Origin of the sequence: Ahniella affigens (assembly GCF_003015185.1) — a bacterium.
Taxonomy (GTDB): domain Bacteria; phylum Pseudomonadota; class Gammaproteobacteria; order Xanthomonadales; family Ahniellaceae; genus Ahniella; species Ahniella affigens.
This window is the reverse complement of the sequence record NZ_CP027860.1, coordinates 1,888,456-1,914,690: the sequence shown is the minus strand read 5'-3', so window position 1 is coordinate 1,914,690 and position 26,235 is coordinate 1,888,456. Positions and strand designations below refer to the sequence as shown.

The 26,235-nt window shown below is 60.8% G+C and carries 24 protein-coding genes and 1 pseudogene; 10 read left to right on the top strand and 15 right to left on the bottom strand.

The features are described 5' to 3' along the window. Position 1: 1 nt before the first annotated feature. The 5 genes from gspI (at position 2) to C7S18_RS07465 (ending at position 4,131) form a co-directional block, all read left to right on the top strand. Positions 2-373 (top strand): type II secretion system minor pseudopilin GspI, encoded by a 372-nt coding sequence (gene gspI, locus C7S18_RS07485; protein ID WP_106890966.1) that lies wholly within the window; start codon positions 2-4, stop codon positions 371-373. Next, complete coding sequence (gene gspJ / locus C7S18_RS07480; protein ID WP_106890965.1) at positions 370-999, top strand: type II secretion system minor pseudopilin GspJ; 630 nt, start codon at positions 370-372, stop codon at positions 997-999. The genes gspI and gspJ overlap by 4 nt, the downstream gene beginning before the upstream one ends. Further along, positions 996-1,922, top strand: coding sequence for a type II secretion system minor pseudopilin GspK (gene gspK, locus C7S18_RS07475; protein ID WP_106890964.1), 927 nt, complete (start codon positions 996-998; stop codon positions 1,920-1,922). Before gspJ ends, gspK begins: the two co-directional genes overlap by 4 nt. 98 nt (positions 1,923-2,020) lie before the next feature. Further along, positions 2,021-3,205 carry a cupin domain-containing protein gene (locus tag C7S18_RS07470; RefSeq protein WP_106893959.1) on the top strand — a complete coding sequence of 395 codons (1,185 nt, stop codon included), beginning with the start codon at positions 2,021-2,023 and terminating at the stop codon, positions 3,203-3,205. Continuing rightward, positions 3,205-4,131 (top strand): GNAT family N-acetyltransferase, encoded by a 927-nt coding sequence (locus C7S18_RS07465; protein WP_106890963.1) that lies wholly within the window; start codon positions 3,205-3,207, stop codon positions 4,129-4,131. The genes C7S18_RS07470 and C7S18_RS07465 overlap by 1 nt, the downstream gene beginning before the upstream one ends. 6 nt (positions 4,132-4,137) lie before the next feature. On the opposite strand, the gene C7S18_RS07460 is transcribed toward C7S18_RS07465, so the two are convergent. Further along, positions 4,138-5,514, bottom strand: coding sequence for a flavin monoamine oxidase family protein (locus C7S18_RS07460; RefSeq protein WP_106890962.1), 1,377 nt, complete (start codon positions 5,512-5,514; stop codon positions 4,138-4,140). Positions 5,515-5,815: 301 nt separating this feature from the next. On the opposite strand from C7S18_RS07460, the gene C7S18_RS07455 reads away from it, so the two are divergent. Next, positions 5,816-8,647, top strand: coding sequence for a hypothetical protein (locus C7S18_RS07455; RefSeq protein WP_106890961.1), 2,832 nt, complete (start codon positions 5,816-5,818; stop codon positions 8,645-8,647). A gap of 408 nt (positions 8,648-9,055) precedes the next feature. Here C7S18_RS07455 and C7S18_RS07450 read toward each other — a convergent pair whose 3' ends face one another. The 5 genes from C7S18_RS07450 to C7S18_RS07435 form a co-directional block, all read right to left on the bottom strand. Beyond that, positions 9,056-11,356, bottom strand: a complete 2,301-nt coding sequence (locus tag C7S18_RS07450; RefSeq protein ID WP_106890960.1) for a molybdopterin-dependent oxidoreductase — start codon at positions 11,354-11,356, stop codon at positions 9,056-9,058. 77 nt (positions 11,357-11,433) lie between these two features. Further along, the gene (locus C7S18_RS24440; protein WP_170113162.1) at positions 11,434-11,601 is read right to left on the bottom strand and encodes a hypothetical protein; all 168 of its coding nucleotides are present in this window, start codon (positions 11,599-11,601) and stop codon (positions 11,434-11,436) included. 39 nt (positions 11,602-11,640) lie between these two features. Then, on the bottom strand, positions 11,641-11,880 hold the full coding sequence (locus C7S18_RS07445; protein WP_106890959.1) for a hypothetical protein: 240 nt from the start codon (positions 11,878-11,880) through the stop codon (positions 11,641-11,643). 115 nt (positions 11,881-11,995) lie between these two features. Then, positions 11,996-12,256: a hypothetical protein gene (locus C7S18_RS07440; protein WP_106890958.1), complete on the bottom strand. Its 261-nt coding sequence runs from the start codon at positions 12,254-12,256 to the stop codon at positions 11,996-11,998. 61 nt (positions 12,257-12,317) lie between these two features. Continuing rightward, positions 12,318-13,214 (bottom strand): LysR family transcriptional regulator, encoded by an 897-nt coding sequence (locus tag C7S18_RS07435; RefSeq protein WP_106890957.1) that lies wholly within the window; start codon positions 13,212-13,214, stop codon positions 12,318-12,320. Positions 13,215-13,313: 99 nt separating this feature from the next. Between C7S18_RS07435 and C7S18_RS07430 the strand changes: the two genes are divergently transcribed. The 4 genes from C7S18_RS07430 to C7S18_RS07415 all read left to right on the top strand — a co-directional run bounded on the left by C7S18_RS07430 (position 13,314) and on the right by C7S18_RS07415 (position 16,328). After that, positions 13,314-14,084: a type 1 glutamine amidotransferase domain-containing protein gene (locus C7S18_RS07430; RefSeq protein ID WP_106890956.1), complete on the top strand. Its 771-nt coding sequence runs from the start codon at positions 13,314-13,316 to the stop codon at positions 14,082-14,084. Positions 14,085-14,096: 12 nt separating this feature from the next. Further along, a complete protein-coding gene (locus C7S18_RS07425; protein ID WP_106890955.1) occupies positions 14,097-14,732 on the top strand; it encodes an NADPH-dependent F420 reductase in 636 nt (211 codons plus the stop codon). 141 nt (positions 14,733-14,873) lie between these two features. Next, the gene (locus C7S18_RS07420) at positions 14,874-15,416 is read left to right on the top strand and encodes a GrpB family protein (protein ID WP_106893958.1); all 543 of its coding nucleotides are present in this window, start codon (positions 14,874-14,876) and stop codon (positions 15,414-15,416) included. Positions 15,417-15,557: 141 nt separating this feature from the next. Beyond that, the gene (locus tag C7S18_RS07415) at positions 15,558-16,328 is read left to right on the top strand and encodes a polysaccharide deacetylase family protein (RefSeq protein WP_206207996.1); all 771 of its coding nucleotides are present in this window, start codon (positions 15,558-15,560) and stop codon (positions 16,326-16,328) included. A 19-nt stretch (positions 16,329-16,347) separates the two neighbouring features. On the opposite strand, the gene dnaJ is transcribed toward C7S18_RS07415, so the two are convergent. From dnaJ to C7S18_RS07370, 9 genes and pseudogenes are all read right to left on the bottom strand, one after another. Then, positions 16,348-17,463, bottom strand: coding sequence for a molecular chaperone DnaJ (gene dnaJ, locus C7S18_RS07410; protein WP_106890953.1), 1,116 nt, complete (start codon positions 17,461-17,463; stop codon positions 16,348-16,350). A gap of 92 nt (positions 17,464-17,555) precedes the next feature. Continuing rightward, positions 17,556-19,487 (bottom strand): molecular chaperone DnaK, encoded by a 1,932-nt coding sequence (dnaK, locus tag C7S18_RS07405; protein WP_106890952.1) that lies wholly within the window; start codon positions 19,485-19,487, stop codon positions 17,556-17,558. 94 nt (positions 19,488-19,581) lie between these two features. Next, the gene (gene grpE, locus C7S18_RS07400) at positions 19,582-20,103 is read right to left on the bottom strand and encodes a nucleotide exchange factor GrpE (protein WP_106890951.1); all 522 of its coding nucleotides are present in this window, start codon (positions 20,101-20,103) and stop codon (positions 19,582-19,584) included. A 157-nt stretch (positions 20,104-20,260) separates the two neighbouring features. Beyond that, the gene (locus C7S18_RS07395; RefSeq protein WP_170113161.1) at positions 20,261-20,947 is read right to left on the bottom strand and encodes a M50 family metallopeptidase; all 687 of its coding nucleotides are present in this window, start codon (positions 20,945-20,947) and stop codon (positions 20,261-20,263) included. Positions 20,948-21,102: 155 nt separating this feature from the next. Next, positions 21,103-21,993 (bottom strand): annotated as a pseudogene (gene rimK / locus C7S18_RS07390) (30S ribosomal protein S6--L-glutamate ligase); the annotation flags it as partial. Continuing rightward, positions 21,990-22,442, bottom strand: a complete 453-nt coding sequence (locus tag C7S18_RS07385) for an ATP-dependent zinc protease family protein (RefSeq protein ID WP_106890948.1) — start codon at positions 22,440-22,442, stop codon at positions 21,990-21,992. The gene C7S18_RS07385 and the pseudogene rimK, both read right to left, overlap by 4 nt. A gap of 91 nt (positions 22,443-22,533) precedes the next feature. Continuing rightward, positions 22,534-23,715: a hypothetical protein gene (locus C7S18_RS07380; protein ID WP_146151806.1), complete on the bottom strand. Its 1,182-nt coding sequence runs from the start codon at positions 23,713-23,715 to the stop codon at positions 22,534-22,536. A gap of 667 nt (positions 23,716-24,382) precedes the next feature. Continuing rightward, positions 24,383-25,270, bottom strand: a complete 888-nt coding sequence (locus C7S18_RS07375; protein WP_106890946.1) for a ParB/RepB/Spo0J family partition protein — start codon at positions 25,268-25,270, stop codon at positions 24,383-24,385. Positions 25,271-25,279: 9 nt separating this feature from the next. Further along, a complete protein-coding gene (locus C7S18_RS07370; protein WP_106890945.1) occupies positions 25,280-26,071 on the bottom strand; it encodes a ParA family protein in 792 nt (263 codons plus the stop codon). Positions 26,072-26,235 lie beyond the last annotated feature (164 nt).

The window sequence follows — 26,235 nt, the reverse complement described above, 5'->3', positions numbered from 1 at the left end:
GATGCGGCGAGGCTTTTCCTTGATCGAAGTCTTGGTTGCTTTGGCGTTGGTGGCCACCGCCATCACGGCCCTGCTCGGCTCGGCCACCTTGATGGCGCGCCAGTCAGGGCAGCTGGAACAACTGACTTTCGCCTCATGGGCCGCCGACAATGTGCTGACCGAACTCGCGCTCACCGACCCGTTTCCGGCCCTAGGCCAGCGCGACGGGCGCGGTCAATTGGGGCCTTATCCGCTGCATTGGCGGGTCGTCATCCAGAACACACCCGAGCCTGGCATTCGGCGAATTGACGTGCATGTTTTCGCCGGCAACACCGAGAGCCCGGACGAACACCCGATTACGAGCCTGGCGGGCTTCGCGCTGGAGCCACAGTGAAACACTTGGCCCGACGCGGCTTTACGCTGGTTGAGCTGCTGGTCGCCCTGGCGGTGTTTGCCATCATTGCGGCGGCAGCCTATGCATCGATCGCACAGCTCACGCGGGTTCAGTCAACGTTGGATGACAAACAGACCCGCTTGCGTGAATTGCAGACCGCGCTCGGCGCCATGGAGCGCGATCTTCGGTACGCCATCAGCCGCAAGTCCCGCGATAGTCAGGGCGTGATTGATCCCGCCCTGAGCGGCCGCCGCGATGCATTTCGCGTCAGCCGATCCGGTCGGGCCAATCCGCTCGATCTCGCACGCGCCAACGTCGAGCGCGTCGCGTGGCAATGGCGCGATCGCAGGCTCGAACGGCGTGCGTGGCCCAACCTTGATGGTGCCCGCTTTGATCAGGTCGAGGCAGCCGAAATGCTGACTGAGGTCGATCGTCTGGAGTTGAGCTTCATGGACGCCGAAGGCCGCTGGCTCGACGCTTGGCCAGCGAACAACTCGCCGTTTCCCGATCGCCTGCCCCGCGCCGTGCGCATTCAGGTGACGTGCCCCGATTACGGCCAGATCAACCGGATCGTCGCATTGACCGATTTTTCCGGCACTGCACTGCGCCCGGAGGGTACGCCATGACGCCGATCACGCGACGCCCCCGAGGTATTGCACTCATCATCATTGTGCTGCTGATTGCGGTGGGATTGATCATCGCGGCGAATCTGATCGAGTCGAATCAGCTGGCGCAGGCGCGTGCCCGCAATCTGACGCGCGAACTACAGGCGCGGCAGTACGCAAGCGGGCTCGAAGCGTGGGGCAAAGACGTCCTGGCGCGGGACGGCAGCGCCGGCGCGTTTGATCACGCCGAAGACGCCTGGGCGCAAACCATGCCCCCGATGGAAGTGCCCGGTGGCCGCGTGACGGGTCGAATGCGGGAATTGAACGGTTGCCTGAACATCAACAACCTCGTCCAGAACGGGCAGCCGGACGCGCTGACCCGCTCGCGCTTCGAACGACTGGTTGACGAGCTCCGGCTCAGCCGCGACTTGATCGATGCGCTGACCGACTGGGTCGATCCCGATACCGTCCCGTTAAACCGCGGTGCCGAAGACTCGGTCTACAGTGCACGCACACCGCCCTACCGCGCAGCAAATCAGGCCATGCTTGATCTCTCCGAGCTACGCCTGATTCGCGGCGTCGATGCAAAGGTCTTTGCGTTGTTGAGTCCGCATGTCTGCGCCTTGCCGCCGGGTGCGCCGATTAATCTCAATACGGCTACCGATCTGGTGTGGGTCGCGGTCGTACCGGGAATGACCCAAGCCCAAGCGGCGAATCTCAGTGACCACGGGCGCGCCCGGTTTCGTGAATTGGCTGGGATCGAACAGCAGCTGACCGGTCTCAGCTTGCATGTAGACCAACAGCGCGGTCTGGGCGTGCAGAGCACGCATTTTCTGGCGCAGGCCGATGTCGAACTGGATGGCACACCGTTTCGCTACTACTTTCGGATCGAACGTGTCGGCGAACTGATCCGCGTGGACCGCCGCAGCCGTGGGGTCTACTGACGCGCAACCATCCGCGTTCGCAGCCTAACGACCACCGTTGCCGCCAGTGGCCGCCAGCCATCACAATGCCGCCCTATCTGATTGCATCCGAGATCGCTATGACAAAGGCCTTGCCCATTGAAGTCCGTGCCAGCCGAGGCCACCTGCTCGGCATGCCCGTCGCGCAGTTCTTGAAACACTACTGGCAAAAGCATCCACTGCTGATACGCGAGGCGTTTCCGGATTTCGAGAGCCCGGTGAGCCCGAACGACCTAGCCGGTCTGGCGCTCGAGCCGTTGGCGCTTGCGCGAATCGTCACGCATGATCGCAAGAAGGACCAATGGAAGCTCGAATCAGGTCCGTTCCCGGAAAAGCGTTTTGCACGCACGGGCAAGAAGGACTGGACGCTCTTGGTTCAAGACGTTGACAAATGGGACCCGGACATTGCCGCCCTGCTCGAGCACTTTCGATTTCTGCCACGCTGGCGGATCGACGACATCATGATTTCCTACGCTGTCGCGGGCGGTTCGGTCGGCGCGCATGTCGATCAATATGATGTGTTTCTGCTGCAAGGCATGGGCCATCGCCGGTGGCAGATCGATGTTGACCCGAACTGTCCGCGGGACTTCCGTGACGATGTTGAACTCAAGCTGCTGAAAGAATTCTGGCCGACCCACGATTGGGTGCTCGGTCCTGGCGACATGTTGTATCTGCCGCCGAACGTGCCGCATCATGGCGTAGCGGAAGACGAGTGTCTGACGATCTCGGTGGGCATGCGTGCACCAGCCATTCACGAGATGCTGGGTGACCTCGCCGATTCCTTCGCCGAAAAGCTGAGCGAAGATCAACGCCTGGTCGACCCAGACCTGCGCGCTGCCAACGATCCGTACGACATCGACGCCGCTGCGATCAAGCGCGTGCGCCACAGTCTGGCGCCGCTCTTGGCGCTCGACGACGCGGCGCTGGGCAACTGGTTCGCCAGTTTCATCACCCGCTACCGCGCCGCGCAGGAACCAGCGGCACCGCCCAGACCTTTGAGCTTGACGCAACTCGGCGATCGGCTGAACAAGCAACATTTGCTGACGCTGCATCCTTATGCGCGCATGGCCAGGCTCAATCGCGGGCGGAACGCACAGGTTGTGATCGCCGGCCAGACCATTGACACGGATGCCGAGGTCTATGCATTGCTTCGCGAACGCGCCGTACGTGGCGCCGACTGGACGCGACTGAACCAAGTCCAGCGTGATCTGCTGCACCACTTGTATCGGCAGGGCCTGATGGTGCTGGCACGGGACCAACGTTGATGAGTCCGCGCACGTTCCAACTTCGAGACGCCGACTATCAAGCCGACTTTCCCGCATTGCAGTCGATCCGCGAGCCGGTGTTCATCACCGAGCAACAGTTTCCGCTTGCGGAGGAATGGGATGCACTGGACCCGCTGTCCCGGCATGTGCTCGCGATCGATGCCGATGGCAAGCCGATCGCGACGGGTCGATTGACCCCGGAACACAAGATTGGCCGCATGGCGGTGCTGCCGGCTTGGCGTGGCGCCGGCGTGGGACTCGCGATCGTGCAGCGATTGATCGACATTGCGCGCGAGTTGGGCTATGAGTCGGTGTCGTTGCACTCGCAGATGCATGCGATCCCCTTCTACCAGCGCGCCGGCTTTGTGGCCGAAGGCGAGCCATTCGACGAGTGCGGCGCGCCGCATCAGAACATGCGATTGCCGCTCAAAGCGGCCAATCTCCCAGGCAAGGTACTGCAAGTGGATCGCGCTGCTTCCGTGCGGGCGGCGGCAATCGAGATTGCCAAATCGGCCCGACACGGTTTGTGCCTCGCCAGTCGCGAATTGGAATTCGAACTTTATGATGATGAAACATTCATCGAAGCCTTGAAAGCAGTCGCTTTGTCTGGCCGCGGGGCATTGGTCCGCTTGCTGATCGATGATGTGCGCCTGGCCCTGGAGCGCGATCACCGGCTGATTCAACTCGCCCAGCGCCTTTCCAGCAAGATCGAAGTCCGTCGGCCGAATCCTGAGTACGCCGGCAATGATCGTCCGGCGTTGCTCCTTAATGATCAGGGCGGCTGGCTGAAGCGACAAGACCCGAGTCGGTACGACGGCGAGTACGCCTTGAACGACCGCCCGCGTCTCCGCGAACTGCAGCTGGCATTCGATCGTCTGTGGGAGCGCGCCGAACCAGAAACCCGGATCCGTGCACTGAAAATGTAGGTTCTCTCAGGCCAACGTGGCAAGTACGGCCAAAGCCGCTCGCTGACCGGAAAGATAGGCGCCGTGCACAGTGCCGAAGTGGGCTCGGGTGGTCGCCTCGCCGGCAAAATGCAATCGATCTTCCAGGCTTTCCGCCAAATCGTCGCGAATGCGTGGGTGCACGCCAACGGGATTGTACGAATACGCGCCGAACGCGAATGGATCTCTGGCCCAGCGGGTGATCTGCGCTGCAACAGGATCGGGTGTGTCGGCCCCAAACAGATGCCGCAAGACGCGCATCGCGGCAGCGATGGTCTCTTGATCCGAGCGCCGCTCCAAGGCCCGCGCCTGATCGGCCGCATGAAACCCCAGCAGCACGGGTGCACCGATGGCGCGGGCAAAGCTGATCCATTCGGCCCATTCGCCCGTGCGCTCGCCGACAAATTCCAACCAGTCGAAATCATCGGGCCAGAACACGTTCTCAAAGCGCAACGCGCATTTGTTCAGAAGGCCCATGCCGAGACCCTCGATGGCTTCCTGCTTGCGCTTTGGCAAGCCCGGCGTGAAGACGATGCTGTTGGCCTTCAACACGCCGAGCGGTACCGTCACCACGACTTGCTCGGCGGTCCAGCGACGCTGCGTGGTTCGAACTTCGATAAGATCATGTTGCCAATCAATCGTCTGCACCGCGTCATTCAGCTGAACAGAAATCCCACGTGCTAAGTGCGCGATCAACTGCCCGTACCCGTCCGGAAACAAGCGATCCTCGCCATCAAATCCTTCGCCATCATCCATCCAGTAGCTCGACAAATCCGCCGCACTGCCACCGAACTCCTGCTCCAAAGTACTGTTCAGCACAAATTCCAATTCGCGCAAAGACTGCGGATCGTCCTGCCATTCGCGCCGAAGCTTGGCCACGGCGTTTCGAGCCGACTGGTCACGTTTCGCATCTCCCGCGGCTTTCAGGGCCGCTTCGGCACGCTCCTGCACGGTCTCGAAGTGTCGCAGGCTACCGCCCCGGATCACCTTGCCCGCAGCATCAAAGGCCAACGCGCGCTCGTAAGACGTCGCGACCGTCTTGACGCCCGCCGCGCGCGCCAATGCCGTCATCGGATTGCCCTGAGCACCATGAATCCAGCTCGCCCCCAAGTCCATTGGTAGATCGGGCCAAGCGCGACTGGTCCAGACCCGCCCGCCCAATCGTGAGCGCGCGTCCAGAACCTGCACTTGCAAACCCGCGTCGCGCAGATGCGATGCCGCCGCCAGACCGGCCATTCCGGCGCCAATCACCAGCACATCGACTTCCGCAGCGTCCCGCCGCCGTGCAGCGCGAGCGCGCCCTGAGGGCAGCATCGGAAGCAAGCCCGCCAAACCACATTGCGTCAACAATAATCGGCGCTTCATGATCAACGCTCCTCCCGCCCGTTTTACCTAATGCCCGGGTCGATGCGACACACGACCTCCTTCAGCGAGCTTACCGCTGACCTGAGTCGGTAGCATGTGGCGATTGATCGGTGACGTTCTGACCAGACGTGCACAAGCACGCGCCGCCGACGGATTTTGCCCCCCTGCCATAAGTCATACGCCTGCAGTCGTAGCGTTTTGACAGACTTATCACACGCATTTGCGCGGCGCATCCGCCCCAGGACCTTGCCGAGCTCAATTTTCGTCGGTAAGGTCACGTTTCTCGGCAAAGGGGTTTACGATGAAGCAGTCCTATCTCAGAGGTTTACTGGTTCTCAGCGGGTGTTTGGTATCAGCGTCGGCGGTTTCCACAGAATCCAGCGATGTCCCACATGGCACCTTCAAGGCAGCGTTCAGCGCCATCAAGTTCGATGTGTCGCCGCCACTTCGCAACATTCCGATCAAGCCCGAACCTCCGGCAAACTTCTTCGGGACGCTGATGATCGATCCCGAGCCCATGGGCAAATACCGATTTGGTCCCCAGGACGTCGACCGAAACGTGCAGCCTGTGTTGCCTGGTCCATTTCGAGCCATTCCCGCACCGATCGCCAATTTCAACGCTGGCAGCGGCACCGCGAATCCACCTGATCCAGTTGGCGACGTTGGACCGAATCATTATGTCCGCATGTCCAACGTGTCGTTCCAGATTTTCAACAAGACCGGCACGTCGGTTTTTGGGCCGGCCAATATCAACACGCTGTTCTCGGGTTTCGGCGGCGCTTGCGAAACCGAAAACGCCGGTGATCCGATCGTGCTCTACGATCAATTGGCGGATCGCTGGCTGTTGACCCAGTTCTCCGATAGCGCAGGACCCGGTTTTTTCAACTGCGTGGCACTGTCGCAGACGTCCGATCCAACGGGTGCCTACTATCGCTGGGCCTTCCCTACTGCGACGTTTCCCGACTATCCGAAGTATGGCATTTGGGGTAATGCCTACTTGATCAGCACGCGCGAAGTGAATGCCGGATTGATTGGCGCTTACGCCATTGACCGAACGCAGATGCTGGCGGGCAATACCGCGCCAACCGTCATTCAGTTCACCGTCCCGGTTGACGAGAACTCCGGCGATGGCTTGCTCCCGGCAGACATCGATGGCAGCACGCTGCCGCCACCCGGCGCGCCAGCGTATTTCCTGGGATCGATGGACAACGGCGGGCCATACGGCGCCACGCAGGATGCCCTGAGCCTGTGGGAATTCAATATCAATTTCACGACACCCGGCTCGTCGACGTTCCTGCTCGCGGCAACGATCCCGATCGACCCCTATGACACGATCTTCCCCTGCTTGCCTACCGATGCACGGGCCTGCGTGCCGCAGCCTGCGCCCTTGAATCCGGTCGACATTCTGTCGTACCGCCAGCGGCCGCTCAATCGGGCCGCCTATCGCAACTTTGGCAGCTACCAGTCCATTGTGACCAACCAATCGGTGGAAGCTGCGACCGCGATGGCCGGCATCCGTTGGTGGGAAGTCCGCAATCCTGGCGCCAACGCGGTGCTGTACCAAGACAGCACCTACGCGCCCGGCATTACCGATGGTGTGCACCGCTGGATGGGCTCGATTGCCCAGGACAAGTCCGGCAACATGGGTCTCGGATACAGCGCCAGCGGCACTGCGGTGTTCCCGAGCGTCCGCTACACCGGCCGCCTGGAAAGTGACCCGCTGGATACGATGACGCAAGGCGAAGGTACGTTCATTGCCGGCGGCGGCGGCCACACCGCAACCACCCGGCGCTGGGGCGACTACACGTCGATGAACATTGATCCAACCGACGACTGCACGTTCTGGTACATCAATGAGTTTTTCGCCACGTCCGGCGTCACCTGGACACTCCGAACCGGCTCATTCAAGTTCCCGGATTGCGGCAACCCCGATTTTGGCGTGGCCGCAGTGCCCTTGAATCAGCGCGTCTGCGCGAACACCAATGCCACCTACACGGTCGAATCGCACGCGTACAACGCCTTTTCGGGAACCGTCAACCTGGCGGCCAATGATCTGCCGGCCGGTGCGACATCGAGCTTGCCAGCGAGCTTCGGCGCGGTGCCTGGAACCGAAACCTGGACCATCAGCAATCTGAATGCGGTGGCTGCGGGCAGTTACACCTTGCGTGTGTCGGGTAGTTCGACGAGCCCAAGCCTGCTCCGCGAACGCACGGTCGGCCTCACCGTTGATTCGGCCGCTCCGGTCGCGCCAACAGCCAGCTCGCCTGCCGACGGCGCCCAAAGTGTGGCGTATGGTCCGCTACTGACCTGGACGGCCACCGCGCAAACGCAGTCGTACATTGCCGAAATCGCCACCGACAACGCGTTCACCAATATCGTGTTCACGTCGAGCCCCACCGCTGGTACCTCGGTACAAGTGCCCGCCATCCTGACGCCAGCCACCACCTATTTCTGGCGCGTTCGTGGCGCCAATGCCTGTGGCCCAGGCAGCAATTCAGCCGTCGCCAGCTTCACGACCCGGTTTGCGCCAGGCATCTGCGCGGTCGGCGAGCAAATCATCAACGCGTTCTCCGATAACGTCGACAATGGCGTGAACGGCTGGACCACGGTTCCCGTCTCGGGCACCACCTGGACGCGCTCGACGGCACGCCCGAGCAACACCGCAGGTGGTTCCGGCTCGTTCGCCTGGCTCGCGGTCGACGTCGCCACGACGTCGCAGCAACGGCTGATTTCGCCGTCTATTGCCATTCCGAACGACCGGAATTCGCCAACGCTGCGCTTCCTGCATGACGTCACGATGGAGCCGGACACCGCCACCACCTGTTTTGACGGTGGCTTTGTCGAGATTTCGACCAACGACGGCTCGACTTGGACGCAACTGCCGCCTGGCAGCCAGCTGGAAGACAACTACACCGGACCGGTGCCGACTGGCGAGCAGGCGTGGTGTGGAACGCGGCCTTATCGCGTGGCGAGCTTCGATCTTGGTCCGTACCAGGGTCAATCGGTGCGCTTCCGCTTCACCGCGCTGACGGACTCGTCGGTCGGCAGCGTCCCGCACGGCTGGTATGTCGACGATATCCGCGTGGAAGGCTGCGGTATTCCAAACGACGTGTTTGCGAACAGCTTCGAGTAAACGACAACCTGCACAGGGCAAAGCGTCCTGTGCACGACAAAAGGCGCTGCCAACGCGACGTTGGCAGCGCCTCGATCCACACACAAGCTCGTGGTCCGTGCGACCCAAAAATCGCGCGGAACTTGACCGCAAGTCCCATTGCAGATGTTCGATTGGCGTTGACTGCGGTTGCCTACCGCCAACGTTCGGCCCGAGCACGCTGCGAGGGCCACAAGGGAAGCAGGCCCACTAGGCCAAATTGCGTCAACGAGAATCGCCACGTCATCGCGATCCCGCGTCCACTGGGTTCAAACAGAAACGCGCGTCCGCCCCCGGGCACTCCGTCACCGACCGTTTGATGCGCTAACAGGCGCACCTTCCGTGCGACCGAGAGCCCTGACAAGCCTCGTGCCGCCAACGATCAAGAACTCACGCTGCACTCGCGTCCGATTGAATTGCGCACAACGCGACCCGAACGTGCTTGTGATACGGCGTCTTGGTAAACGGATCGCAATCATCACTGGCAGTCAGACGATTGATCGCCGGACCGATTTGCTGCCCCGTTTCAATTTCCATGCCGTAACCGTGCGGCAGACTCACCACACCGCGCCGGACGCTGGCATCTATTGACACGCTGACTACGATCCGCCCGCGTCGTGATTCGCATTGGGCCAAGCCGCCATCGTGAAGCGACAACGCTGCGGCATCGTCGGGATGTATGCGCAGGGCACCGTCTGGGTCTACCTTGCGCCAAGCCGGATCGCGCAGGATCTGATTGGCGTTGTAGCTGCGCCGCTCGCCAGCCATCAGCACAAACGGATATGCCTCGTCGGGCGTGGGCTCAGACTCCCGTTGCAAGGCAGCAAGATCGCCCAGCATTTCCGGGATCGCGAGATGCACTTTGCGATCAGCTGTGGCGAGCAAGGACCAGACTTCCTCGTGCGTATGCCGGCTAATCATCAGCCCGGAATCAGATGACAGAATCCCCGCGAACAATTTTGCGGCACGTGTCCAAACCGGCCCGTCAAAGCCCGCACGTGCAACCGCCTCGCCATAGCGATCCACAAACATCTTGGCCAAGGGCAGCAAGGGTGCTGCGGCCGCAGCACCATTCCGCAGACTCGGGCCGAGCGTGCGATACAGAATACTCGCGGCAAAATCCCGCCACGAGCGATGCCGGGACAGCACGACGCCAAGCGCCCCCAGATAGACGAGATGGTTCGTGAATCCCGGCTCGAAGCGCGCAATCCGTCTGAGCCACGGCATGGACTTCGGAATTAGTCCCATTGCCTCCAGTAGGCGGGTATAGATCTCGGCCTCAGGCAATGCGTCGCCTGTGGCTGGCAATAAAGGGGCACGTAGATGAAAGAAGTTGTCCGGAAACTCAAAGGTGAATCCGGCCGCTTCCCATTTCTCGAATTGCGAGGCGGCTGGCAGTACATAGTGCGAGGCGCGTGCGGTTTCGGTCATCGCCACATCGACCGTGACCAAGAGTTCCAATGCGGCGAACGCGCGCCGATAGGCATCGGTGTCCGCATAGGTCAGCAAGGGATTGCTGCTGTCGACAAACACGGCTCGTACGCGCTTCTCGCCCGCTTTCAGAATCTCGTCAGGCAAAATATTCGGCGGCAGCACGCCCGCAATCGGAAACATCTGATGATACTGGGTGCGTTTCAGCGGCCTGCCCCGCTTCTGCACGCGCTCGTCCGTATGACCAAGAATCGGCAGCAGAAAGGTATGCAGATTGTTGCCGCCGCGCTTGCCGAAATTGCCGGTGAGCAAATAGAGCAGTTTTTCCAGATAGCCGTTGAGCGTGGTATGCAGCGTATGCTGGATGCCGAGATCGATGCGCACGCATGCCGATTTCGCACGCGCAAATCCTTGCGCGACCGCCTCCACTTCTGCGAGTGGAACATCGGCCCGACGTACGTAATCCTCGATCGGCACGGCCGCCAGCAAGGGCTCGATCTGCTCAAAACCCGTGCAATGCAAGGCGATGAATTCGCGATCAAGCAACCCATCGCGCAACATGATGGCCAGCATGGCCGCCATCAGAAAAGCATCGGTGCCCGGGCGCAATTGCAGATGCACATCGGCCTGCTCCGCGGTCTCGGTGCGGCGCGGATCAATGACCACCATGGTCCGATCCGCGGACTTCCTTAACGCCCGCAACGTATCGCGGGCATTGGCAATACCATGCGACTGAAATGGATTGCAGCCGATGAACAACACGAAGTCCGCGTGCTCGACATCTTCTGTGGTGTGGCAACGCTGATCGCCAAACAAGCGACCATTCAGCCAGAAATCCGGCGTCTTTTCCTGTCCCAGCGAGTTGTAGATGTAGCGGCTGCCCATGGCCTTACACAGCTGACTCGCGCTATAGACCGCACCCAAATGATTGCCTTGGCCACCGCCACCCACGAATGCGAATGCATCGCCCCCATGCTGATCGCGAATCTTGCTCAACTTGGCAGCAATCTCACTGAGCGCCTGCTCCCAGGAGATCGCTTCGAAGCTGCCATCTTCCCGTCGCTTCAACGGCTCGCGCAGGCGCTCTCGATGCTCCTGGTAATAGGCCAGCCGCGCCGCCTTCTGGCACATGTAGCCACGCGTGTTGGGATGCGCGTCGTCGCCGCGAATTTTACCCAACTTGCCTTGTTCCACTTCCACGGTGATGCCGCAGTTTCTGGAACACAGTGGACACGCCGTTTTGTGGAGCGAAGCCGTCATCACACCTCTCCGAAGCGCGGGTCGTCGCTGACCAGCAAGCCTGGGTCGCCCACCCAGGGGCGATCCGGTTTCAATGTCTACTCGAATCCGTCGCAGAAGACGAGTGGCTGTTGCGCCACGGCGAAGTCGACATTGGCCGTGGTGATCGCCACGCTCACCGTAATCGCGGTGCCGCTCAGAACATTGCATGAGCCGATGCAGGTAGGGCCACCGAACAAGCTATCTTGCAGACCAAGGTTGATCAAGTCCGCGGTATTCGTCTCGCGGAGTTTGCAGACGCCGAGCTACAGGCCACCGAGCGTATCGTCACCAGTCGCGTTGGTCTGCGCACGGCTCGCAATGAGTCCATTCACAGCAATAGCCTGTACCGCGGCGAGCGCGATGCCGGTGCCGCAGACCGTCTCGGTTCCGGTACTGGTCGCGAAGGTCACACCGACGACGTTGGCGCAGTCATTTGGGTTGCAGGCTGCGCCACCAAATGCCTTAGGGAGCCTCAGAACAAGTTCAGAGGTGATGCTGGCCATGGATGGCCTGCCCAGAATCAAACACGCAGGTGGTTGATTCTGGAGCACTGAGTCCGGACATGTGCCGGACTCAGTGCGGGTCTGAAAGTCCAGGATGGACTGATTCACACCCTCCCTAGCGGCCCGGCGGCAGCGACAACATGAAGTTGCCGCTTGCATTGCTGAACACATTGTTCGTGCCGCCAGGCGTCGTCTGATTCGAGAACGCTGTCGCTGTCACCCGAACCGCATTGGCGATCGTCAGTGGCAGGTCGGACACGCCGTCGATGTTCGTTCCAGTGACCGTGCCATTGGCCGACGCAACACGACGCAGCAATAGCGACGCTTGCACTTTGCCGGACTCCAATGCTGCTGCGGTGCGATCGAGCCGCTGCATTGTGTCCCGTCTGACTGATCGTTGGCCGGCCTCCACTGCGAGTTGCAACCGCCCGCGGCCATCATGACTGTTCACTCACACCTTGCATCTGTGCCACAGCCAGATCGATAAACGCACGCACTTTTGGGGTCAGGTAGCGAGCGCTGGCGAACACGGCGTGCACGGGCACGTTGGGGGCTTCCCACAATGGCAATACTGCCTGCAACACGCCTTTCGTTACGGCCGGATCAGCGACGACCCGAGGCAACAGGGCGATGCCCTGTGCGGCCATTGCGGCGTCGCGGATTGCAAACACGTTGTTGGCCTTCAGTCGCGGTTGCAAGCTGATCCGTTGGCTCTGGCCATTGTGGGAAAGCGTCCAGACTGGGTGATGGCTACCGCCCGCAAACACCAGGGTCGGATGCGCCGACAAATCTTCTGGCGCTACTGGCGGCGTATGCCGAATCAGGTAATCGGGTGCAGCGAAAAGACCATAGCGGAGCTCACCGAGCTTGCGTGCCGCCAGATTGGAGTCATTCAGCGGTCCAACGCGAATCGCTAGATCAAAGCCCTCGTGGACCAAGTCGACGACGCGACTCGTGAAATCGGCGTCCACCTGAACGTCCGGATACTGCTGCAGGTAGTCGCGGATCCAGGCGCTCACGGCAATCATCCCGAACTCGACCCCACAGGTCAGACGGAGCGTGCCACGTGGCTGACCCTGCGCCTTCTGGACTTCGCGCGTTGCCTCATCGACCGATGCGAGGATCACGCTTGCACGCTCAAAGAACTCGCGTCCGATCTCGGTCAAGGACAAAGCCCGAGTTGAACGCGACAGCAGGCGCACACCGAGTTCGCGTTCAAGCTGCGAGACCAATCTGGACACGTGTGCCTTTTGAGTGTCCAGAAGATCGGCGGCACGGGTAAAGCTGCCGGTTTGAACGACCTTAACGAAAGCCTGGAGCTGGATGAAGTCCATTGTTGTCTATTCCGGCAACAGTGTGTTCACGTTGGCCCTATTTTTACCACAATTGGTAACTGGAACAATGCTGACACCCCCAGCAACCAGCCCCTTACGATGAGCCTTCGCGACCCCAATCCCAGCTCGACCTCCAAACCCAAGCGTGTGGCGATCGTGATCGCCAATCCGGCCATTTCGAGCAGCACTGGCTGGCCGGTCGGCTTCTGGTGGAGTGAACTGACCCACCCGTATCACGTGTTCGCCGAAGCTGGCTACGAGGTCGAATTATTCAGCCCCAATGGCGGCGCCTGTCAGGCTGATGCCATGAGTGATCCGAATGACTCAAGTGGCTATAGCCGGACGGACTTGATCAGCCAGGGGTTCATCCACACCCCCGAACTGCGCGCATTGATCGACCAGACGCGCCCGGTTCGCGAGATCGCAATTGACCGTTTCGATGCCATTCTGGTGGCAGGCGGACAAGCACCGATGTTCACGTTCGAACCGGCAACCGACTTGCACCAGATCTTTGCGGCATTTCACGGCGAGGGCAAAGTGGCGGCGGCGCTTTGCCACGGCGTGGCGATCCTCGCATACGCCCGTAACCAAGACGGCCGGCTGATTGCCGAAGGCAAGACGGTAACGGGTTTCGCCAATGTCGAAGAGGACTTCGCCGACAATGCCGTCTGGACCTATGGCCTGCTGCCGCGCGATCAGCATGTCATGCCCTGGCGGATCGAAGATCGCCTGCGGGCACTGGGCGCAAACTACGTGCACGCTGGCTTGTGGCGCAGTTTCGCGATACGAGACGGCAACCTGATCACCGGCCAGCAGAACTTTTCAGGCGAAGAGACCGCGCGCTTGATCGTCGAAACCCTTGGTCGCTAAGGAGACGCCAGCATGAGCCAGACCATCAGCATTCTCGGCGCGGGCAATGTGGGCATGGCATTGGCCACCGCACTCACCCGCGCTGGTGACGCCGTTGTCGTTGGCGTACCGGACCGAGACAAATATCGTGACCAATTTGCCGCTCAACTCCCCAGCGTGCGTCTGCTGGGAACCGATGCCGCAATCACTGCAGGCGACGTGATTATTCTCGCCGTGCCTTACAGCGCGCTAGGCACCATAGCCGCGATGCGGACTGACTGGCACAGCAAGATTCTCGTAGACGCAACGAACCCCTTGGCACCCGGACTGAGTGGCCTGAGCCTTGGCACTCACACCTCCGGTGCAGAAACTCTGGCCGCCATGGCTTCTGGAGCGCGCGTCGTCAAAGCATTCAACACGACCGGTGCCGAGAACCTGGCAGACAGTCGGTATCCAGGCGGCGTGCCGTTCATGCCGGTTTGTGGTGACGATGCGGCGGCCAAACAACACGTCATGGCCTTGGCAACACGGATCGGTTTTGACGCGGTCGATGCAGGCAGTTTGGCGGCAGCTCGATATTTGGAACCCTTTGCGATGACTTGGATACATCTCGCCATCAAGATGGGTCATGGCCGATCGTTCGCGTTTTCCCGCTTGCAGCGTGCTTGAACCCATCGTACGAAACGCCAGCAGCAGTCGAACCTGAGCTCATCGCCATGCGGGCAACAGGATGACCGCAGAACGAACATGGTCGCTGCCCTCCACGATCTACACTTGCTTGCGGCGAACCGCAACATCCACCATTGCGGAATGAACCGCACAATTTGCATCGGCCCCTACGACCCGAGCTGGGCCACACGCTTTCAGTCTGCAGCAGATGAGTTGCTGCACTTGCTTGGCACCCAGGTACTCGCGATTCACCATATCGGCAGCACGGCGGTGCCTGGACTAGTCGCCAAGCCCACCATCGATCTGCTCATGGAAGTCCGCGATCTCGATGCCTTGGCTTTGTATCGATCCGGCTTCGAAACACTGGGCTATGTTTGGCGCGGCGAGAACGGCATTAGCGGCCGGTGCTATTTTCAGCGCGGTAAATCGACGCGCACGCATCATCTGCACGCCTACGTTGCCGGCCACCCGGAAGTCGCCCGGCATCTGCGGTTTCGGGACTACCTACTGGCGCACCCTGAAGCGGTCGAACAGTATTCCCGCGCGAAATTCGAAGCACGCGCTGCAAGCGCTGGTGTGGCGGCTGCTTATCAGCAACACAAATCGGCAGTCGTTGAATCGATTGCCGCAAGCGCGTTGCGCTGGTCGCAGGCAAACTCGCGCGATTGCCGCCCAAGCAACTGAATTGATTCGGCAACGCCGGCTACATCGTGAAAACTGAAACACACAAGCTCTGTATGCCGCAGTCTTGCCAGGAGTGCGCCCCAGTCTTGGCCGACCTCTCTGGCAGCATCGAAATTCCCGAAGCGGCGTTAGGACAGCAGCATGAGACGTAAGCGAATGTGGCGGCGATGGCAAGCCTGGGTGCTCTTGTTGCCCTTATTGCTCATCATGACCACTGCGGCGGTCTGGAACCTTTGCAAGTCACGCACGTTCCAGGTTGCTGGGGTTTTGGTCGCTCGTGTTGAGACTGAAGCACCGATGGTAGCCCTGACTTTTGACGACGGCCCTAATGCCAACGCGCTAGCCGCCTTGCTGCCCATTCTCGCTGCCCACGGCGTCCAGGCAACGTTCTTTGTCACGGGCGCGGAGCTCGAGCGCCATCCTGAACTCGGCCAGCAATTGCTTGCAGCCGGACATGAGTTGGGCAACCACAGTTTTAGCCATCAGCGAATGGTGTTCAAGTCCGCGGCCTTTGTCGAAAACGAGATCGAGCGGACGGATGCATTGATCCGCGCAGCGGGCGCTGAAGGCGAAATCCTGTTCCGACCGCCATATGGCGCCAAGGGCATCACGCTGCCCCGCTATCTCGAACGCACCGGGCGACGCACGATCATGTGGGATGTTGAACCCGACTCCAAGCGGGGCAAGACCGCAACATCCGAGCGCATCACGGAGACCACATTGGCTGAAACGCGCCCAGGGTCGATCATCTTGCTGCACGTGATGTATCCCAGCCGACAAGCGTCATTGGCAGCCGTGCCCCGCATCATCGAGGGACTGAAGGCCCGTGGCTACAATTTTGTCACCGTGTCGGCGCTATTGGATTCAACGTCACCAACCAAGGCGCAACCGAGCGCGATGCCCGAGGCATGACCGACCAGGCGGCCGATCATCAAGACGTCATGCGATCCCAAAATGACTTTACGCCATCGAGCCACGATGATTGCCGTGGCGTGTGGTCGCGACCGTCCTCATGAAAGGTCGATTCGAATTCCTGCATCAGCTCTTTCTGACGCTTCGTCAGGCGCACGGGCGTTTCCACGACGACGCGGCACAGCAAATCGCCGACATGATTGCTCCGCACCGACTTCACACCTTTGCCGCGCAGTTTGAACAGCTTGCCGGTCTGCGTCTCGGACGGGACCTTGATGATCGCTTCGCCATCGAGCGTCGGAATCACGACATCGCCACCGAGCGCCGCTTGCGAGAAGCGGATCGGCACTTCGCAGTAGAGATCGTTCTCGCGCCGCTCGAAAATCTTGTGCTCGCGAACATTGACCTCGACGTATAGATCGCCGGCCGGCACACCATTGGCACCCGCCTCGCCTTCGCCGGTCAGGCGAATCCGGTCACCCGTATCGACGCCAGCAGGAATCTTGACCGACAGCGTCTTGTTTTTTTGCACGAGACCATGGCCGCGACAAGTCTTGCACGGGTTCTCGATCTTCTTGCCGGCGCCATTGCAATGCGGGCACGTTTGCTCGACATGGAAAATGCCCCGCGCCATCGCCACGCGACCCCGACCGCGACAGGTCTGACAGGCACTGGACTTGCCGTCCTCAGATCCCGAGCCCTTGCACGGTTCACACGCCACCGCGGTGGGAATCTCGAATTCTTTCTGGACGCCAAATACGGCCTCTTCCAGATCGAGCTCCATCACATAGCGCAGGTCTTGACCACGCTGCGCGCGCCGACGACCACCACCGAAAATATCGCCAAAGATGTCACCGAAAATATCACCGACATCGTTGAATCCCGGTCCACCACGTCCACCCATGCCCGCCTCGAACGCGGCATGGCCATGGCGGTCGTATGCGGCGCGCTTGTCGCCATCGGACAGCACTTCGTAGGCTTCCTTGACCTCTTTGAACTTGGCCTCGGCTTCCTTGTCGCCATCATTGCGATCCGGGTGGAACTTCATCGCCAAACGGCGGTACGACTTCTTGATGTCGTCCTCGGAGGCGTTCTTCTCAACACCCAGTACTTCGTAATAATCGCGCTTGCTCATGGTGCCAGACTACCTTGCAAATCGGTGGCTTTGGAAACAACGAACCCGGAACGCCTGCGCGTCCCGGGTTGTTGAGTGTCGATGGTGTCGACTTACTTGTCGTTCTTGACCTCGGTGAACTCGGCGTCGACCACGTCGTCGCCTTTGCCGCCGGCCGCACCTGCACCCGGATTGAAGCCTGGACCCGGGCCACCCGACTGCGCACCGGCCGATGCCGCTGCCGCAAGCGATTGTGCAGCTTGCTCCAGCGCCGCGATCTTCGATTCGATCTTGGCCTTGTCGTCGCCCTTCATGACGCCTTCCAAGTCCTTGACTGCATCTTCGATCGGGCCAACCTGCTCGCCCGGCACCTTGCCGCCATGCTCCTTCAGCATCGAGCGAACCTGATGCACCAGGCCGTCGGCCTTGTTCTTGGTCTCCGCCAGTTCCTTGAACTTCTGGTCTTCGTCGCGGGCCGCTTCGGCTTCGCGAACCATCCGCTGGATTTCGTCATCCGACAAGCCCGAACCCGCCTTGATTTCGATGCGCTGTTCCTTGCCCGTCTTCTTGTCTTTGGCGGACACGTGCAGGATACCGTTCGCATCGATGTCGAACGTGACTTCGATCTGTGGCATACCGCGCGGGGCGGCGTCGATGCCCGCGAGGTCGAACTTGGCCAGCGACTTGTTGAAGCGGGCCTGATCGCGCTCACCCTGCAGCACATGCACGGTCACCGCCTGCTGGTTGTCGTCGGCGGTCGAGAACACCTGCGACGCCTTGGTCGGGATCGTCGTGTTCTTCTCGATCAAACGCGTAAACACGCCACCCATCGTTTCGATACCGAGCGACAGTGGGGTCACATCGAGCAGCAGCACGTCTTTGACCGCACCGGTCAGCACGCCGGCCTGAATCGCTGCACCAATAGCCACCGCTTCGTCCGGGTTGACGTCCTTGCGCGGCTCTTTGCCAAAGAATTCAGCGACCGCCTGCACCACCTTGGGCATGCGGGTCATACCGCCGACCAGGATCACTTCATGGATGTCGGACGGCTTCAGCTTGGCGTCGTTCAACGCGATGCGGCACGGCTCGATCGTCTTCTTGATCAAGTCTTCCACCAGCGCTTCGAGCTTGGCGCGCGTCAGGCGCATTTCGAGATGCACCGGGTTGCCGTCGACTTGCGTAATGAACGGTTCGTTGATGTCGGTCTGCGCGCGCGAGCTCAGCTCGATCTTGGCGCGCTCGGCAGCCGACTTGATGCGCTGAAGTGCGATCGCGTTCTTCCGCAGATCCACGCCATGCTGCTTCTCGAACTCGTCGAGCACATAGTCGATGATGCGCTTGTCGAAGTCCTCACCACCGAGGAACGTGTCGCCGTTCGTCGCCAACACTTCGAACTGCTTCTCGCCATCGATCTCTGCGATTTCGATGATCGACACGTCAAACGTACCGCCGCCGAGGTCGTACACCGCGATCTTGCGATCCTTGCCGCCCGACTTGTCGAGGCCGTAAGCAAGCGCTGCGGCCGTTGGTTCGTTGATGATGCGCTTGACTTCGAGACCGGCAATGCGGCCCGCGTCCTTGGTCGCCTGGCGCTGGCTGTCGTTGAAGTACGCTGGCACCGTGATCACGGCCTCGGTGACCGGCTCGCCCAGGAAGTCCTCGGCGGTCTTCTTCATCTTCATCAGCACCTTGGCCGAGATTTCCGGCGGCGCCATGCGCTTGCCGTCGCTCGTCGACACCCAGGCGTCGCCGTTTTCATGGGCGATGATGCCGTAGGGCACCAAGTCGATGTCCTTCTTCACCTCAGCGTCGGTGAATTTGCGGCCGATCAGGCGCTTCACCGCATAGAACGTGTTCTTCGGATTGGTCACCGCCTGGCGTTTGGCCGAGGCACCGACAATGACTTCACCGTCTTTGGTGAAACCGATGATGGAAGGCGTCGTGCGGTCACCTTCCGAGTTTTCGATCACCCGCACCTGACCGCCGTCGATAATGGCGACGCAGGAGTTGGTGGTGCCCAAATCGATACCGATGATCTTGCCCATGGGAAATCCCCTTCAAATATTTTGGCCGTTTGGCCGACTGGTACGGAGTTATGGTTTCGTGAAATGCTTTTCAAGGCGCCGAACAAACTTTTGTTCAGGCATCTTCAGGCGGTGGGAGTGGTTCGGCCACCGTCACCATGGCCGGACGCAGCAAGCGCCCGTTCAGGGTGTAGCCCTTCTGCATCACATTCACCACCGTCCCCGCCTCGTGCTGACTGGTCGGCAGCATGGCCATGGCCTGGTGCAATTCAGCGTTGAACGCCTCGCCAACCGGATTGATGGTCTGCATGCCGTTGTTCTCAACAGCTTTTTGCAGCACTTTCAGCGTCAGCTCCATGCCCGGGCGCAGCTTGCTCGGGTCGGCGCTGGCTTGGGCCAGACCGGCTTCCAGGCTGTCCAGCACCGGCAGGATGTCGCCAAGCAGGCGCTCACCGGCAAACTTGCGGGCCTGCTCGGCCTCGCGGGCCGCACGCTTGCGCTGGTTGTCCATCTCGGCCAAAAGCCGAATCTGGTCTTCCTTGGCGGTCTGCAATTGATTGCGAAGCTGGTCCAGCTCCGACTCGGCGCCGTTCGGGTCGCCGTCGAATGCCTGGCCCTCGGGGGCGGTCTGCGTCATGGGAGTCTCCAAAAGTTCCAAACCCGGCGCAGATTGGGGCGGTGACTACGGAATCAAGGGCTTGTGAGGATCTTGAAGCGATTTTCTGCCACAAAAGCTGCCGCCGACGAGCCGGAACATCGCCCCGCCCCGCACGGGCCGGTCGCGACACCCGATGTCACGCGCGCCGAATGGAAGCGCGGACGCAGAAGACCAGCACGATCGTTGAAAACAGCGCCCAAATGACCGCCCAGGACCAGGCCGGCAACCACGTCAGGTTCGCCATCGATTGTGCATCGGTCGCGACACTGGCGTCTCCTGAAAGTTGCCAGACGGTCCATAGGCTCGAATAGCCGTCCAGAACCAATTGCAAGGCGAGCAGATCAAACAGCCATTGCTGCCACCGTTCAGAGAGCCGCCACGCGGCGCCCAGCAAGCCGGCGCTCAGCACCCCTGCAGCGAGCCAACCAAACGCGTTGCGCAGAAACAGAACCGCCAGCAAGGCCAGGATCAGGCCCATCGCGGCGAGCAACCAGCGCGCGCGAACGCCGCGCGCATTGATCAGGAGCAAGACGCCGCCGAACACCGCGCTGCCAACATAGCCGGCGCTGGCTATCAGCATCCGCACTCCGCCGGATGACTGGGCGACCCCCGACAGATCGGACGACACCTGAAACCGCAGGAAGGTGCCGCCGGTTGCAATCGCCGTCATGCCATGGCTGAGTTCATGCACAAACGTGCCAAAGACCCGAAATGGGTAAACCAGCCATCCAAGCCAGGGTACTTGCCACAGCCCGATCAGTAGGAGACTCAGCGCCGCCAGACCCAGCCAACGTTGCCATTGGGGCGATGGCGTGGCTGTCACTGGAGTGCGCCGGCGCGTTGGCGTCGCCGCGGCTTTGCGTTGCCTGCGTTGGCTTTGCCTGACTTCCGCTTGCCGGACTTTGCCTGCTGCAACCGCGCTTTGGCTTGCACCTGTTCCTGCGCCGCTTCGGCATCGCGCGCCGCCGATCTTCGCTTGGCAGCAGCTTGGCTCCGTTTTTGGCGCGCTTCCAGATACTCGATGATACAACCCGCGACATCGACGCCCGTGGCTTTCTCGATTCCCTCCAGACCCGGCGACGAATTGACTTCGAGCACCAATGGGCCGCGTCTGGAGCGCAACAAATCCACACCGGCAACGCCCAATCCCATCACCGCCGCCGCCCGAATGGCGGCTTCATGCTCGGCAACGGTCAGCGTGGTCGACTCGGCATAGCCGCCGCGATGGAGATTGGACCGGAACTCACCGGCCTTTGCCTGCCGACGCATGGCCGCAACGACTTTCCCACCCACCACGAAACAGCGCACATCGGCGCCTTTGGCTTCGCCAATGAACTCTTGCACAATGAAATTTGCATAAAGACCGCGAAAGGCTTCGATGACACTCCGCGAAGCGCTCATTTTCTCTGCCAGCACGACCCCCTGCCCTTGCGAGCCCTCGACGAGCTTGATCACATGCGGCGGTTTGCCCAGCATCGACATCAAATCGCTCGTGTCGTCCGGATTGTCACCAAATACGGTTTTCGGCAAACCGATCTGCTGTTCGGCCAGCAATTGCAGACACTTCAGCTTGTCGCGCGCTTTCAGTACCGATTCCGAACGATTGGGTGTAAACACCTTCATCATTTCAAACTGTCTGAGCACGGCCGAACCATAGCGCGTGACCGACGCACCGATACGCGGAATGACCGCATCAAAATGCGGCAGATCCTTGCCCTTGTAGTGAATCGCGAACTTGCCAGGCTCAATACACAGGTAACAACGCAAAGGGTCGAGCACACGCACACGGTGGCCGCGCGCGCGCGCGGCCTCCACCAAACGTTGCGTCGAATAGAGCTTGCTGTTCCGGGACAAAATCGCGATCTTCATGCCATTGCTTCCGGATCAAAGTTGCCGAGAGTGTAGGACAGCGCCGGGTCCACCATGATTCGCGGGACCAATGCCGTCCGGCCCAATAACATCGGAAACAGCATCTCACGTCGATTAGTCAAATTGATTTCAATCTCGTACGTTTGGCCGGCAATACAGATCGGCGTCTTGATGAACGGCCGCAACGTCCGATTGCCGCCCGAGTCGGTCACCTCGCGCTTGTCGAGAATCGGCGCTGCAAACCAAGTCCGCGTGCGGTCACGCTTGGCTACTGGGTCGATCGCAAAGCGCACCCACAGCACACCGGCCTCGACATACTCCTCCGACTGCTCCACATGCAGCGAGGAGGAACGCGCACCGGTGTCGAGCTTGGCGCGTATTTGTTCCAGTTCCAATGCTGGCAATCCCACCCATTCGCGCCAGCCCAGTATGATCTTGTCGTCCGCCATCGATTTGCCTCCGTGCCAAGCGATCTTAGCGAAGCGGGGCCGGCGGCGTCTCGTCGGTCGATGCGTGAATTCAGTGCGCGGGCCGGAGCGGTCAGTCGTCGGCTTCAAAATCGGTGGCAAACAGCACCGTCGACACACAACGAGTCGCATGGGGGACGCCCTCCTCACGATCGATGTGGCTGAGTACCAAGTCGCCATGAGTGTTCTGGCTCAGTGTCGCCGCAAGCGGCGACGACAGCGACAGCGGGATCCGATTCGACACACTGCTGTCGCACTGCGAATCCAGGCATTGCAGAAAGCCCGCTTCGTTGCCGCGGATATGGCCGATGATTGGGCGATTTTCAGAATCGAGCACCAAGCCCGCGTACCAGTCGTTCGTGTCGCTTGGCAATGGTCGCAACGGATGGGACGAGAAGCAGAGGCGATCCCCGCAATCCAGCAACACCGGATCATCGCGTCGGGGGATCAGTACCAACGGACGACCGTCGGGCCGCAGCGCGAGTGCGAGATGATCCAGATCGGGCGTCGGCGGACCCAAGGCAAACATGCGGTGCATAGGCGTCACGCATTCGGCCGTCTGGCAGTAACTCATGCGAACGCCAATGACCGGGTTGGCAGTCAATGCCACATCGAGGCTCGCCACCTGAATCCCGCCGTCGTTCGCCCGGGCGAGGTGCACGTCACGAATCTGGTGCATTGCGTGATCAAACTGGTTGAAGATGATACGCGTCGCCGACGCCGAGCAATCCGCGTTCTGGCAATGCAGCAGCCGAAGATGCCCTTGTTCCGTCGGCGCATCGATGTACGCCACTGCCCAGTCATTTGCACCGAAGCGAACCACATTGCTGTGCAGGACGACGCCCTGCGTATTGGGCAGCGCGATGATTTGCCTAGTCGTGCACGATACGTCGTTGCACCGATAGAGCACCAGACCGGTCGGATGTGCTGCGACGATGCTTGGCTGCGCCGTGACTGGGTCGGCAAAGGCAGCTGGTGCTGAGGCGCCAAGCGCTGCGATATCGAGCGCGTCCAGATTCTGAACGTCGCACTCAGCGTCGGCGCAAGAAAGCACTGAATGCTGCGGGTTTAGGTTCAAATCGTTCGTCATCACAAATGCTGGCGCCCCTTGATCGGGCCACCAGGTACCGAGTTTGCGGGTCCCTTCAACCGGTCCTTCGAGTTGAATGTCGCTGAGCTGACACGTGGCGCCGGCCGCGCAGGTCATGCCGATGGCGAACGCCGCAACGGCCAGACACATAGTCCTTGCATGCATGAACATCTTCCTTGATTGGTGAGTCGGACCCATGGCCCGAAGGTGCGTGCGATCCATCGCGCGCATGCTCGCAACCTGCCCTCCTGGCGTTGCGATCGTGGAAGGCTATTCGGACTGTGGTGTCGGCGCCAGGGTGTGCGCCAAGAAGCGCGCACATCGTTTGATGATGATTCGCTGCAGGGGGACCTGTTGGTCAAGAGACTGCGATTGCGGCCCGCATTGCGTGGCCGAGCGATGGCGCTGGATCGATGCGATTCGGGCGCGCATTGAATGCAGGCGCGCCGCTAGATTTCCCTGGGCGCCGGCCTGAACCGGAGCGACGGCAAGTCAATTATCGAGGATCGCCGATCGGCGTCATTCGCGCCTCGCGATGGCGGACCCGATTGTCGTCATCCTGGCGCAGCCGGAATCCAGGGCAATCTTGCGCCAAACGATAATCTGGAGTGCCGTGTGCCATCGTTGCGAGCGTGTCGCGAGATTGCCCTGAATCCCGGAATCCGCTACGCGGCTTCCAGCATGACGACCATAGTGGCGCCAACATTCGAACGCTTCAGTCGTTCGGGCGGGCTGATCGCGGCGTTTTCACAAAGTCTGGACGGCTGGGGTCCAGGTAAATTGGACTTGCTGATCCGCCTCAGGACCATAAGCGCGCACAGAAGCAAGCGCCTCAGCGCCGGAAACGTTCCAGCAATCCGTCCAACTCATCAAGGCTGTGATACGCAATCACGATCTTGCCGCCTTTCGCCGAATGCTGAATATTGACGCGCGTCGCGAAGCGTTCGGACAGCTCGGTCTCCAACTGCGTGACGTTCGGATCGGCCTTGGCCTTGCTCTTGCCATTACCAGCCGGCTTGGCGCCATTCTGTTGCTGCTCGGCACGGACTTTTTCTTCTAGTTCGCGCACCGACCAACCACTGTCAGCCGCCATCAACGCGAGCGCCACGGCGCGTGCCGTCGGCAACGTAATCAGGGTCCGGGCGTGCCCCATCTCCAGACGCCGCTTTTCCAGCAGACTCCGAACCGTTTCAGGCAGTTCGAGCAGGCGAAGCAGATTGCTGACGGCGGCACGTGATCGGCCAACCGCTTCAGCCGCTTGCTGGTGCGTCAGCGCGAATTCGTCGATCAGGCGCTTCAGTGCGTTGGCCTCTTCCAGCGGATTCAAATCCTCGCGCTGAATGTTTTCAATCAAAGCCATCGCAATCGCGGCTTGATCCGGCACAGCACGCAACACAACGGGTACGCGTTCCAGTCCGGCTAGCTGCGCTGCGCGCCAGCGGCGCTCACCGGCAATGATTTCGTAGCGGTTCTTTGCGATCGGGCGCACCACGATCGGCTGGATCATGCCCTGGGCTCTGATCGAGTCGGCAAGCTCAGCCAGTCGCTCTGGGTCCATGCCCGTACGCGGCTGATACTTGCCCGGCTGCATCGCCGAGATTTCGAGTTCGGTCAATGTGTCTTCAGGAGAGGGGCCAGGATCGCCCGACGGGCCAGAATCCATGCCGAGAAGAACATCGAGACCACGGCCCAGACCGGGGCGTTTTTTTGCGACAGACATGCAGGTTCCTCAGGGCGTGACCGGGCTTTCCGGTGCCTTGGTGCGTTCACGACGGATGACTTCACCCGCCAGCCCCAGATACGCGATCGCCCCTCTCGATTCGCGGTCATATTGTGAAATCGGCAGGCCGTGCGACGGTGCTTCCGCCAGACGCACATTGCGCGGCACTACCGTCCGGTAGACCTTCTCACCGAAATGTTTGGTCAGCTGATTGGAGACGTCGTTACCGAGGTTGTTGCGCACGTCGTACATGGTGCGCAGAATGCCCTCAAGTTCAAGCTCCGGATTGATGCGTGTCTTGACTGCCTTGATCGTGTTCATCAGCGCCGTCAGGCCCTCAAGCGCGAAGTATTCGCACTGCATTGGAACCAGGACGCCCTGCGCCGCGGTCAGCGCGTTCAGCGTCAACAGGCTCAGCGACGGCGGGCAGTCGATGATCACATAGTGATAGCGCGCCACAATCGGCGCGAGTATTTGGCGAAGCCGCGTTTCGCGTGCGATTTCGTCCATCAGCTTGACTTCGGCAGCCGTGAGATCGCCATTTCCCGGGATCAGATCAAAGCCACCTTGCGTCGGGACAATGCATTCCTCGACCGTCGCCTCTTCGAGCAGGGCCTCGCAGCCATTCGGCTTTGCCTGCGACTTATCGACGCCCGACGCCATCGTGGCATTGCCCTGGGGGTCCAGGTCGATCAGCAGCACTTTACGCTGCGCGTCCGCCAGCGCGGCCGCCAGGTTCACCGCCGTGGTCGTCTTGCCGACGCCGCCTTTCTGATTGGCAATGGCGATGATCCGGGTCATGAAAAAGCACTTCAGGGATAAAAACGGGCGGGCATGTTAACACTTCGCTGCACCGCACGACCACGCCCAGGCGCAAAACAAGCGCGACGTGATAGCAGCTAAGCCATTGATTGTTGGGTCAGGATCGTCAATCGATCCGAAAGCGGACCCGCGCCGAGCGATCT

Bases quoted from the DNA above. Each gene is read 5' to 3' on its own strand.
- gspI (WP_106890966.1), top strand. From the start codon at position 2: ATGCGGCGAGGCTTTTCCTTGATCGAAGTCTTGGTTGCTTTGGCGTTG.
- gspK (WP_106890964.1), top strand. From the start codon at position 996: ATGACGCCGATCACGCGACGCCCCCGAGGTATTGCACTCATCATCATT.
- C7S18_RS07470 (WP_106893959.1), top strand. From the start codon at position 2,021: ATGACAAAGGCCTTGCCCATTGAAGTCCGTGCCAGCCGAGGCCACCTG.
- C7S18_RS07465 (WP_106890963.1), top strand. From the start codon at position 3,205: ATGAGTCCGCGCACGTTCCAACTTCGAGACGCCGACTATCAAGCCGAC.
- C7S18_RS07460 (WP_106890962.1), bottom strand. From the start codon at position 5,514: ATGAAGCGCCGATTATTGTTGACGCAATGTGGTTTGGCGGGCTTGCTT.
- C7S18_RS07455 (WP_106890961.1), top strand. From the start codon at position 5,816: ATGAAGCAGTCCTATCTCAGAGGTTTACTGGTTCTCAGCGGGTGTTTG.
- C7S18_RS07450 (WP_106890960.1), bottom strand. From the start codon at position 11,356: ATGACGGCTTCGCTCCACAAAACGGCGTGTCCACTGTGTTCCAGAAAC.
- C7S18_RS07445 (WP_106890959.1), bottom strand. From the start codon at position 11,880: ATGGCCAGCATCACCTCTGAACTTGTTCTGAGGCTCCCTAAGGCATTT.
- C7S18_RS07440 (WP_106890958.1), bottom strand. From the start codon at position 12,256: ATGCAGCGGCTCGATCGCACCGCAGCAGCATTGGAGTCCGGCAAAGTG.
- C7S18_RS07435 (WP_106890957.1), bottom strand. From the start codon at position 13,214: ATGGACTTCATCCAGCTCCAGGCTTTCGTTAAGGTCGTTCAAACCGGC.
- C7S18_RS07430 (WP_106890956.1), top strand. From the start codon at position 13,314: ATGAGCCTTCGCGACCCCAATCCCAGCTCGACCTCCAAACCCAAGCGT.
- C7S18_RS07425 (WP_106890955.1), top strand. From the start codon at position 14,097: ATGAGCCAGACCATCAGCATTCTCGGCGCGGGCAATGTGGGCATGGCA.
- C7S18_RS07420 (WP_106893958.1), top strand. From the start codon at position 14,874: ATGAACCGCACAATTTGCATCGGCCCCTACGACCCGAGCTGGGCCACA.
- C7S18_RS07415 (WP_206207996.1), top strand. From the start codon at position 15,558: ATGAGACGTAAGCGAATGTGGCGGCGATGGCAAGCCTGGGTGCTCTTG.
- dnaJ (WP_106890953.1), bottom strand. From the start codon at position 17,463: ATGAGCAAGCGCGATTATTACGAAGTACTGGGTGTTGAGAAGAACGCC.
- dnaK (WP_106890952.1), bottom strand. From the start codon at position 19,487: ATGGGCAAGATCATCGGTATCGATTTGGGCACCACCAACTCCTGCGTC.
- grpE (WP_106890951.1), bottom strand. From the start codon at position 20,103: ATGACGCAGACCGCCCCCGAGGGCCAGGCATTCGACGGCGACCCGAAC.
- C7S18_RS07385 (WP_106890948.1), bottom strand. From the start codon at position 22,442: ATGGCGGACGACAAGATCATACTGGGCTGGCGCGAATGGGTGGGATTG.
- C7S18_RS07380 (WP_146151806.1), bottom strand. From the start codon at position 23,715: ATGCATGCAAGGACTATGTGTCTGGCCGTTGCGGCGTTCGCCATCGGC.
- C7S18_RS07375 (WP_106890946.1), bottom strand. From the start codon at position 25,270: ATGTCTGTCGCAAAAAAACGCCCCGGTCTGGGCCGTGGTCTCGATGTT.
- C7S18_RS07370 (WP_106890945.1), bottom strand. From the start codon at position 26,071: ATGACCCGGATCATCGCCATTGCCAATCAGAAAGGCGGCGTCGGCAAG.